Here is a 10552-nt window from a genome sequence, read left to right as displayed (position 1 = left end):
GGCCACGACCCCTTGCTGTTCCTGTCCTCCGGCAACGAGGTCGAATACGGCCTGTCCGAGTTCTCCCACTCCGGCGGCCCCCGCGGAATTCCGATCGACGTGGTCGAGAGCGAACTGCACGGCCTGCCGATGCCGGCCCATGGCGAGATCGTACTGGAGGGCGAGATCCTGTCCGACGAGCTGCGACCGGAAGGGCCGTTCGGCGAGTGGACCGGCTACTATGCGAGCTCGGTACGCGAAGACCCGGTGGTGCGGGTGCGTCGCGTCTATTACCGCAACGACCCGATCCTCACCATGGCCCGTCCCGGCCGGCCGCCGTCGGACTATTCGTTCAGCAAATGCGTCATCAAGTCGGCGATGATCTGGGACGAGGTCGAAAAGGCGGGGCTTCCCGGCGTCAAGTCGGTCTGGTGCCACGAGGCCGGCGGCGGGCGGCTGTTCAACATCATCGCCATCGACCAGAAATATCCCGGCCATTCCAAGCAGGCCGGCCTACTCGCCGCCGGCTGCCACGCTGGCAATTATCTCGGCCGCTTCGTCGTCGTCGTCGATGCCGACATCGATCCGACCAACACCTTCGACGTGATCTGGGCGATCGCCTCCCGTTGCGACCCGGACGAGGACATCGACACGATCCGCAGGACCTGGAGCGGCGCCCTCGATCCGCGCAAGCGGGCGGGCGACAACTTCAACTCGCGCGCCATCGTCGATGCCTGCCGGCCGTTCGATTGGCGCGACGAGTTCCCGCCGGTGGCCGAATCCAGCCCCGAGCTCAAGGCAAAGACCCTCAAGAAATGGGGACATCTCATCCGCTGAACCGTATGCCGGCATGGGCGGCGGAGCGGCGGCCAGATGCCGCCGCCGGCTCCGTCGCCGGTAGGTAGGCCGGTTCCAGGCAATGAGCGGCACCAACCGAAGCGAGCAGGAACGCGGCAACCGCCTGTTCGGTCCGTCATTCTACCTCTTCGCCGGCCTGACCGCGGTCCTGGGCGCGATTTGCTATGTCCTGCGGGGACCGGAGGTGCTGTTCGACCGGATGGTCGAGGAGTTCGGTTTCCTCATCGTAATCGCCCCGCGCATCGGCGCGGCGCTGGTCATCGCCGGCTTCGTGCAGGTGCTGGTGCCGCGTGACCTGGTGGCGCGCTGGCTCGGCAGCCGGGCCGGCTTGAAGGGCATCGTCATCGCCTCGGTTGCCGGCGCCCTGACCCCCGGCGGCCCGATGACCTCCTTCCCGCTGCTGGTCGCCCTGTTTGCTTCCGGCGCCCATCGCGGCAGCCTGATCGCCTACATTACCGGCTGGTCGCTGCTCGGCGTGCAGCGCGTGCTGGTCTGGGAATTGCCGCTGATGGGGGGCGAATTCACGCTGATCCGTGTGCTCGCCTGTGCTCCATTGCCGATCCTGGCTGGCATTCTCGCGGCGCGCATCAACTTCGCCTGGGCCGGACCGGCCGAAGCCGATCAGGAGGCGGAAAGCTAGGGCCATGGTGTGGACGACGACGGTGCTCTGGTCGATCGCGCTTGCCTGCGGCGTCATCGCCTATCGCCGCAGCGACGATTCGTTCCGCCGCGGCCTGAAGATTGCCTGGCGATACGCCCTCGTGGTCGGCCCGCGCATCGTCCTGGCGATGCTGCTCGCCGGCATTCTTGTCGCCCTAATTCCCAACGAAGTGATCGCGCGATGGCTGGGCGACGAGGCCGGTTTTCGCGGGATCCTCCTGGCCTCGCTGGTCGGCGGCATCATTCCCGGCGGGCCGATCCTCTCCTTCCCCATCGCGCTGGCTCTGTTCAAGGCCGGCGTCGGGGTGCCGCAGCTGGTGGCGTTCCTGAGCGGATGGTCGGTGTTCGCCATGCACCGGGTCATTATCTATGAAATCCCGCTCCTCGGCTGGCAGTTTACGGCGGTGCGACTGCTCGTGTCGCTCGCGCTGCCGCCGATTTCGGGCATTCTCGCCGGCCTCCTGATGACCGTGGTGATGGGGTGAACCATGCTGCGGCCGGGGCTCGACTTAACCATGGACCTGTCGCCTGAGGCATGGGCGCTTATCGCCGCGGCGGTGCTGCTCGGCGCGTTCGTCAAGGGCGTGTTCGGTATCGGCTTTCCGCTGGTCGCCGTCCCTTTGATGGCCGTCGTCGGCGGCGTGCCGCTGGCCGTCTCGCTCATAGCCGTCCCTGTCGTCGCGGCCAATCTGGTCCAGGTCCATCTGGCCCGCCTGCGCCGCGTTGGCGCGCGTTTCTGGGTGCTGATCCTTTGTCTGGCGCCGGGCACCTGGCTCGGAACCAAGCTGTTGCTGTTGCTGGAGCCCCGGGAACTGGTGATCATCATGGGGCTGTCGGTGATCGTCTTCACCGGCCTGCAGCTCAGCCGCTACCGGCTGCGCATCCGGCCTGCCGCCGAGCCGTGGATTGCGCCCGTCGCCGGCTTCGCCTCAGGCGTTCTCGGCGGACTGACGGCCTTTTTCGGCGCGCCATTGATGGTCTTTCTGTTGTCGATCGAGCTTGAGCGCGAACGGTTTGTCGGCCTTGTCGGCCTGATTTACCTTTTTTGCGGTTTTTTTCTCATCGGATCGCTCTTCATGCGCGGTCTTCTGGATCTTGAGACCGTGCTTGCCGGTCTGGCGCTGTGCGTGCCGATGGCGCTCGGCATGGCGGGCGGCGCGCAAATTCGCCGGAGAATTCCTCCTGAAACCTTCTTTCGCTCCGTTCTCGTGCTGCTGATGCTGGTCGGCATCGGCATGGTCGGGCGAGCGCTGTAGAATCCTCGTGGCGTGGCGATGTACAAGCAAAATGTTTAGCTCTTAACGCTTTATTTTCATTGTGGTTGCGCTGGCCGATTGCTAATCGATAGGCTAGAAGGGTAAATTGGTTGTCAGGGTTCCGACCCATCGCAAATGGCACCGAAAAAGCCGGAGCGAGGGGAATGGGCTCGTTCAATCGTGGCGCTGCGCCGGAAATGGGGCCGGTGCAACGCCCCGCAAGATTGGCCGAAAGGCCAAACCCGCCACGTGCGGGCACCTTAAGGCAAGGGAGGAGCAGATATGCGAAAGCACTGGCTTTCAACACTTATCGGCATTGTCGGGATGGCGTTCGCGCTTCTTGCGACGCCGGCGTCCGCCGATGCCGTTTCCGACTTCTATTCCGGCAAGACGGTCACCATCTATGTCGGTTACAGCCCCGGCGGCGGCTACGATACCTATGCGCGCACGGTTGCGCGCCACATCGGCAAGCACATTCCGAGCAACCCGTCGGTCATCGTCAAGAACCGGCCCGGCGCCGGCAGCATGTTGCTCACCAACGAGCTTTACAACATCCTGCCGAAAGACGGCACGGTGATCGGCATCGTCGCGCGCGGCATGCCCATGGAGCCTCTGTTCGGCACCGAGGAAGCAAAATTCGACCCGCAAAAGATCAACTGGATCGGCTCGGCCAACAACGAGGTCAGCGTTTGCGTCTCCTGGCACACCTCGCCGGTCAAGAAGTGGCAGGATCTGCTGACCACGCCGCTGATCGTTGGTGGCACCGGCCCAGGCGCCGACACCGACACCTTCCCGCGGATCATGAACAACGTGCTCGGCACCAAGCTGAAGCTGGTCACCGGCTATCCGGGCGGCAACGACGTGCTGCTCGCCATGGAGCGCGGCGAGGTCGAGGGCCGTTGCGGCTATTCCTGGTCGAGCGCCAAGTCGCGCAAGGCCGATTGGTTGAAGGAAGGCAAGCTGAACATTCTCATTCAGATGTCGACCGGCAAGCATGAGGACCTTCCCGACGTGCCGCTGATCATGGACGCGGCGAAGACCCAGGCGGACAAGGACGCGCTTGAGCTGATTTTCGCCCGCCAGGAGTTCGGCAGGCCGTTCCTGGCCCCGCCTGACGTTCCGGCCGACCGGGTCGAGGCGTTGCGGACCGCATTCATGGACACCATGAAGGATCCGGAGTTTCTCGCCGACGCGGAGAAGCAGGACCTTGAGGTCAACCCGGTTTCCGGCCAGCGTGTCGGCGAGCTGATCGCCAAGCTCTACAAGGCCCCGAAGGACGTGGTCCAACTGGCCAAGGAGGCGAGCGAAAAGGAAGGCACGCTCGAGGTCACCGAGGCCAAAGTCGAGCTGATGAAGATTTCGGGCGCCGTCACCAAGGTCGACGACGGCGGACGGGCCATTCACATTGGCGACAAGTCGGCGGCCATCAGCGGCTCGCGCACCGAACTGACCATCGGCGGCCAGCCCGGCGATCGCGCCAACATCACGGTCGGGATGACGTGCGAGGCCGAGCTCACCGGTGAAGACGGCAGCGAGGCCAAGATGGTCTCCTGCAAGTAACGTCTGTACAGAGCATCGTGGTCGGGGCGGCGATTGAGCCGCCCCGCTCCTGCGGCGGCCTTCGCCGCCGCGCCGCCTGGCATCTCCGGCGGTGTGATCCTGTCTGCAAGCCACGACGGTGAGGCAATCATGAAGGCTGGGTTTGTCGGCGTGGGCGCCATGGGCGCTGCGATGGCCGGGCATGCGCGGCGTAAGGGCCAAGGCGAGGTGTTCGCCTACGACGTTCGCCGCGAGGCGGTCGAGGCACTCGCCGCCGACGGCATCAAGCCGGTCGAGACGCTGGCCGAAATGGCGCGTTCGGCCGACGTGGTCGTCGTCATCGTCGTCGATGACCGGCAGGTGCTCGACGTGACCGAGGCGATGAGCGTCGACGGCGCGGAGGGAACGCTGATCGCGGTTGCCGCGACCGTCCACCCCGACACCATGCGCAAGGCCGCCGAGATCGCTGGCCGCAAGGAGCTGCGGGTCATCGACGCGCCGGTCTGCTTCGGCCTTTCCGGCGCCGAGGAGGGAACGCTCGCCAGCCTGTGCGGCGGCAGCGCCGCCGACATCGATGACGCCCGCCCGGTGCTCGACTGCTACTCTCGCGCCGTCCACCATATCGGGCCGCTCGGCTGCGGCCAGATCGCCAAGACCGTCAACAACATGCTGCACTGGGCCCACTGCGTGGCCAATTTCGAGGCGCTGCTGATCGCCAAGCGTTTCGGCATCGACGCGCAGATGCTGCGCGAGGTGCTGCTGCAATGCCCGGCGCGCAATGGCACGCTGGAGAACTGGGACGCGACGCGTTTCACCTGGCCGGTCAAGGACATGGACATCGCGCTGGCGCTCGCCCGCGAGGGCGAGCTGACCCTGCCGTTATTCGGCCAGGTCGACCATCTCGTGCAAACCCTGACGCCCGACGCGGTCAAGGGCCTACTCTATGGCGAGGCCGCCCCCTATCTCGGGCGCGACATCACTACCAAGGGAGATGCCGGCCATGGCGGATAGTGCCGTCAGCCGGATCGGCTCCGTCGGCCTCTTTGGGAGATAGAACGCAAGCCTGGTTCAAGCGGAAAGGGGCAAGCATGGGCAATTCCAAGGACAAACGCGCGGCCAAAACCGCCGCTGCCACGGAGCGCTGGGGGTCCGACGTCATCGTCGACTTGCTGCGGCACTATAAGTTCCCCCATGCGCCTTTGAATCCGGGTTCGAGTTTTCGCGGCCTGCACGATTCCATGATCAATTACGGCGGCAACCGCCCGCAGATGCTGCTCTGCCCGCACGAGGAGGTCGCGGTGCAGATCGCGCACGGCTACGCCAAGGCGACGGGAGAGCCGCTGGTCGCCATCCTGCACAATCTGGTCGGCCTGCTGCACGCCAACATGGCCATCTACTACGCCTATCTCGATCGCGCGCCGGTGTTCATCGTCGGCGCCACCGGGCCGCTGGCCGAGAACAAGCGCCGCCCCCGCATCGACTGGATCCACACCGCCAATGTCCAGGGCGAGGCGGTCCGCAACTACACCAAATGGGACTATCAGCCGGCCAGTATCGACGGCTTTGCCGAATCCTTCTCCCGCGCCTATTCGATCATGATGACCGAGCCGACCGGGCCGGTTTACATGTGCTACGATGCCGGGCTGCAGGAGACGCCGCTTGATCACGCGGTGGCCATGTCGCCGAAAGAAGCGGCCTGGGCACCGACGAAGATGGCGCCCGATCCGGCGGCCTTGGCCGAGGCGGCCGAACGTCTCGTTGCCGCCGAGCACCCGGTGATCATGGCCGAATTCGTCGGTCGCGGCGCTGAGCCCTTCGAGCCTCTCGTCAAGCTCGCCGAGACGCTTGCCGCACCCGTTGTCGACATCTCCAGCAGGCTCAACTTCCCCACCACCCACCCCCTCAATATGAGTGAGATCAAGGAGGTCTTCGCCAACGCTGACGTGCTCCTGAATCTCGACGTGCGCGATTGGGAAAAGCCGACGACGCGGCTCAACAAGACCGAGCGCAGGACGCAGAGCGTCGTACCCGCCGGCTGCCATTGGATCGACATCGGCTTCGGCGACGTGGAGATCAGCGGCTGGTCAATGGAAAACCAGCGCCCGCACAATGCCGAGATCCGCATCCTCGCCGACACTTCACTCGCCATCCCCGAGCTGACCCGCCTGTGCCGTCGTCTGATCGGCCGCAGCGGCAGCCTCAAGGACCGCCTGGCCCGGCGCAGCGAAAAGATTGCCGAGGCGCATCGGAAGGCGCGCGCAGGCTGGGCGCACCAGGCGCGCGAGAACTGGGATGCAAGCCCCATCACGTTGCCGCGGCTCGCTCTGGAGGTGTGGGACGCTATCAAGAGCGAGGACTGGGTGTTGACCGCCAACTCGCTCGAGAGCTGGACCCGCAAATTGTGGGATTTCGACCGCCCCTGGCGACATCCCGGCCGGTCGCTCGGCACGGCGACCCAGATTGGAATCTCCCTCGGCGTCGCGCTCGCCCATAAAGGAAAGGGACGGCTTGTCGTTGACATCCAGCCCGATGGTGATTTGATGTTCGACCCTGGCGCGCTGTGGGTGGCGACCAAGTACGAAATTCCGATGCTGATCGTGATGTATAACAACCGCGCCTACTACAACGACTGGGAGCATCAGATTCTCATGGCACGACTGCGCGGCACCGACGAGGCGAAGGCCCATATCGGCATGGATCTGTTCGGGCCGGAGCCGGATTTCGCCGGATTGGCGCGCTCCTTCGGCTGGTACGCGGAAGGACCGATCGACAGGCCGGGCGAGGTCGGGCCGGCGCTCCGCCGGGCGATCGCCGAAGTCAAGTCCGGGCGGCCGGCCCTGCTCGATACGATCACGCAAAAACGTTAGGGACCGAGCGCAATCGGTCCCAGTCGCAATTGGGGGAAAGCTTAAGGAGTCGCGCACTGGGGGTATCGGCATAGCTGAACCCGTCTTACCGGGCGATGAGGCGGCCCGGCGGCAGCCCACCTTTTTCGAGCGTCGGTTGCGCCGGCCTCCGAGCCGAGCGGCGGGGTGAGTTCGTACCTGACTGTGCCCCCGCCCCGTCCCGCGGCCCCGCGCCGCCGGGAAGCGAACCTGGAAGTGGGAGAGACGACGTGGACGCCAGCCTTCTCGACGCAGCATTCACCGCATTTACGATCATGATCGAGCCGCATCGCCTGGCGTTCCTTTCCGCAGGCGTATTGGTGGGTCTGACGCTTGGCGTTATTCCCGGCCTTGGCGGTATCGTCGGGATGGCGCTTCTGCTCCCCTTCACCTTCGACATGGACGCCTATTCGGCATTCGCCTTCCTGCTCGGCATGGGATCGGTGACCACCACGTCGGACACGATTCCCGCGGTTCTGTTCGGGGTGCCGGGAACGGTCGGATCGGCGGCGACGATCCTGGACGGGCATCCCATGGCCAAGAAGGGCCAGGCGGGCCGCGCTTTCGGTGCCGCCTACTCGGCTTCGATGGTAGGCGGCGTTTTCGGGGCCTTGCTCCTCGGGATAAGCGTGCCGGTGCTGCGCCCGGTCATTCTTTTCCTTGGGTCTCCAGAACTCTTGGCGTTCGCCGTTTTCGGTCTGTCCATGGTGGCGGTGCTGAGCGGTGGAACGCCGATGCGCGGTTTGGCGATCGCTGCCTTCGGGCTGACGATGGCGATGGTTGGCGCCGGCCCACAGACCAGCACCCTGCGCTGGACATTCGGTTCGCTTTATCTGTGGGACGGCATTCCCCTGGTTCCGTTGACCCTCGGCCTCTTCGCCCTGCCCGAGCTCGCCGACATGGTGATCGCGCGCCGGCGCATCGCCGGCGATACCAAAATCGATTCCCGCTCCGGTCAGTGGCAGGGGGTCAAGGATACGTTCCGCAACTGGTGGCTGGTGATACGCGTCGCCTTCATCGGCGCTGGCCTCGGCTCCGTCCCCGGCATCGGCGCCTCGGTCATCGACTGGATCGCCTACGGACATGCGGCGCGGACCGAGAAAGGGGCGGAGAAGACCTTCGGCACCGGCGACGTGCGCGGCGTCCTCGCCTCGGAAGGCTCCAACAACGCCAAGGAGGGCGGCGCCCTGGTGCCGACCATCGCCTTCGGCGTGCCCGGCTCCGCCTCGATGGCGATCCTGCTCGGCGCCTTCCTGATCCACGGCCTGATCCCGGGGCCGGCCATGTTGAGCACGCATCTCGACGTCACCTACTCGATGGTGTGGAGCGTGGCGCTCGCCAACATCCTCGGCGCCGGCATCTGCTTCGCCTTCTCCAACCAGTTCGCCAAGGTCGCCCTGGTGCGCTACTCGATCATCACCCCGATCATCGTCACGCTGATCGTCATCGGCGCCTTCCAGGGCTCGCGCAACTGGGGCGATCTGTGGGTGCTGTTCTTTTTCGGCCTGTTGGGGTGGGGGATGAAGCGCTTCCGCTGGCCGCGCCCGCCCCTGATGATCGGCTTTGTGCTCGGCGGTATCGTCGAGCGCTACTTGTTCATCTCGGTGGGACGCTATGGCTGGGAATGGCTGGCGCGGCCCGTCGTCGTCGTCTTGCTGGCGCTGGCCCTGCTCGGGTTCCTGCGCCCGCTGCTCAGGGAGATCCGCGCCGAAGGCGGCCTCGGCGCGCTGCTGACCAACCTGGCGCCACCCCGGTTCGATCCGCAGGTCGTGTTCTACCTAGCGTTCCTGGCCTTTGTCGGGTTCCTGGTCGTCATCGCCACGGGGTGGGATTTTGCCGCCAACATTGCGCCGCTGATCATGGGCACGACGGCCCTCATCATGGCCGGCATGAGCCTTCTCAATTACGTGTTCCGCAGACCGGCGGTATCGGACCCGAGCAAGCCGAAACGGATGAGCCTCGACGTGGAGGTCGACGATGCCGGTGCCGCAGTCGCTCTGGTCGCCCGGCGCGCCACGGTGTTCCTGGTTTGGATACTCGGCCTGTATCTGGGCATTTACCTGATCGGCATGTTGCCGGCTCTGTTCCTGTTCATCGTGCTGTACATGCGCGTCGACGGCAACGAGCGCTGGTCACAGGTGGCGGCCGTGGCGGCGTCAATCACGGCCTTCAACTTCGTGCTGTTCGACTATTTGCTCAGGATTCCGTGGCCGCGCGCCATCATCGGCGACCTGTTGCCCGACCTGCGCTACGCTTATGGGCTGTTCTGAGCGCACAGGGCGTCTTTTGGCTAGACGGAAACACTATGGTCGGTGTATTAGACATACCGATATTGTATTTCTGGAAAGGCCCTCATGGACGTCCGCCAGCTGCGCTATTTTCAGCGCATCGTCGAACGCAAGAGCTTCAGCGAGGCCTCGCGGCACCTTCGCATCGCCCAGCCGGCGCTCGGCCTTCAGGTGCGCCAACTCGAGGACGAGCTGGGCGTCAAGCTGCTCAACCGCCACGCCCGCGGAGTCACGCCGACGGAGGCCGGTCAGCTCCTCTATGAGCATGCCGGCATCATCCTGCGCCAGATCGAGCGGGCCAAGCACGAGATCGCTGACATCGCCGCCTCCCCGCGCGGCAAGGTGGCCATCGGCCTGACGCCGACGGTGAGCCTTATCCTCGGTGCCACCCTGGTCGAGAAGTATCACGAGGCCTGCCCCAATGTGAGCCTGCGCATCGCCGAGGGCCTCAGCGAGGTCCTGGTCGAATGGGTGGCCAGCGACAGGCTCGACCTTGCCTTCACCTACAATCCGTCCTCGACGCGCGGGCTGCTGCTGGAGCCGCTGCTGACGGAGGATCTGTTCGTCATTGGCCCGCCCGACGGGATCACCGCAGGGCGCGATACGGTGCCGTTTGCCGCGCTCTCCAAACTGCCCTTGGTGCTGCCGAGCGCGCCCTACATGTTGCGCCACCTGGTCGAGGAGGCAGCCAACAGGAGCAATATCGAGCTGCAAATCTATCTCGAGATCGATTCCGTCCAGACCATGAAGGAGCTGGCCGAGCACAAGGTCTGCTATACGGTGCTGCCGATGGGAGCAGTGCGCAGCGAGGTTGTCGACAAGCGCCTCGCCGCCAGCCGTATCGTCGAGCCGGATCTGGTGCGCACGCTCTATGTCGTCCATGCCCGCCGCCGGCCGACGTCGAAAGCCTTCGCCATTCTCAACGACCTTATCCGCCAGCAGGTCAAGCGCGAGATCGCCGGCGGCAGCTGGTCGTGGTGGCCGGTGGTCAAAACCGACAAACGGCCGGCCAGAGGGCGGCGGCGCGCCGGCGCCGCTGTCGCAGCCCATCAGGGCTGAACGCCATGAACGATGGGATAACGATATA

9 protein-coding genes are annotated in these 10552 nt (G+C 65.2%); all 9 read left to right on the top strand.

Annotation, left to right across the window (positions count from 1 at the left end):
* Nucleotides 1–816, top strand: an 816-nt coding sequence (locus Q8P46_10310; GenBank protein MDP2620551.1) for a UbiD family decarboxylase, incomplete at its 5' end; no start/stop codon positions are given.
* Between the two features lie 82 nt (nucleotides 817–898).
* Nucleotides 899–1477: a permease gene (locus Q8P46_10305; GenBank protein MDP2620550.1), complete on the top strand. Its 579-nt coding sequence runs from the start codon at nucleotides 899–901 to the stop codon at nucleotides 1475–1477.
* A 4-nt stretch (nucleotides 1478–1481) separates the two neighbouring features.
* Entirely contained in the window at nucleotides 1482–1982 is a 501-nt protein-coding gene (locus Q8P46_10300) for a permease (protein MDP2620549.1), read from the top strand.
* A 3-nt stretch (nucleotides 1983–1985) separates the two neighbouring features.
* Nucleotides 1986–2753, top strand: coding sequence for a sulfite exporter TauE/SafE family protein (locus Q8P46_10295; protein ID MDP2620548.1), 768 nt, complete (start codon nucleotides 1986–1988; stop codon nucleotides 2751–2753).
* Nucleotides 2754–3035: 282 nt separating this feature from the next.
* On the top strand, nucleotides 3036–4313 hold the full coding sequence (locus tag Q8P46_10290) for a tripartite tricarboxylate transporter substrate-binding protein (GenBank protein ID MDP2620547.1): 1278 nt from the start codon (nucleotides 3036–3038) through the stop codon (nucleotides 4311–4313).
* Nucleotides 4314–4346: 33 nt separating this feature from the next.
* Complete coding sequence (locus Q8P46_10285) at nucleotides 4347–5303, top strand: NAD(P)-binding domain-containing protein (protein ID MDP2620546.1); 957 nt, start codon at nucleotides 4347–4349, stop codon at nucleotides 5301–5303.
* A 77-nt stretch (nucleotides 5304–5380) separates the two neighbouring features.
* Complete coding sequence (locus tag Q8P46_10280) at nucleotides 5381–7159, top strand: thiamine pyrophosphate-binding protein (protein MDP2620545.1); 1779 nt, start codon at nucleotides 5381–5383, stop codon at nucleotides 7157–7159.
* A gap of 248 nt (nucleotides 7160–7407) precedes the next feature.
* Nucleotides 7408–9447: a tripartite tricarboxylate transporter permease gene (locus Q8P46_10275; protein ID MDP2620544.1), complete on the top strand. Its 2040-nt coding sequence runs from the start codon at nucleotides 7408–7410 to the stop codon at nucleotides 9445–9447.
* A gap of 84 nt (nucleotides 9448–9531) precedes the next feature.
* Entirely contained in the window at nucleotides 9532–10524 is a 993-nt protein-coding gene (locus Q8P46_10270; protein MDP2620543.1) for a LysR substrate-binding domain-containing protein, read from the top strand.
* Nucleotides 10525–10552 lie beyond the last annotated feature (28 nt).

The sequence above is a fragment of the Hyphomicrobiales bacterium genome (assembly GCA_030688605.1).
Lineage (GTDB): Bacteria > Pseudomonadota > Alphaproteobacteria > Rhizobiales > NORP267 > JAUYJB01.
The sequence above is the reverse complement of the archived record's forward strand: the minus strand, read 5'-3'. Positions and strand labels throughout refer to the sequence as shown.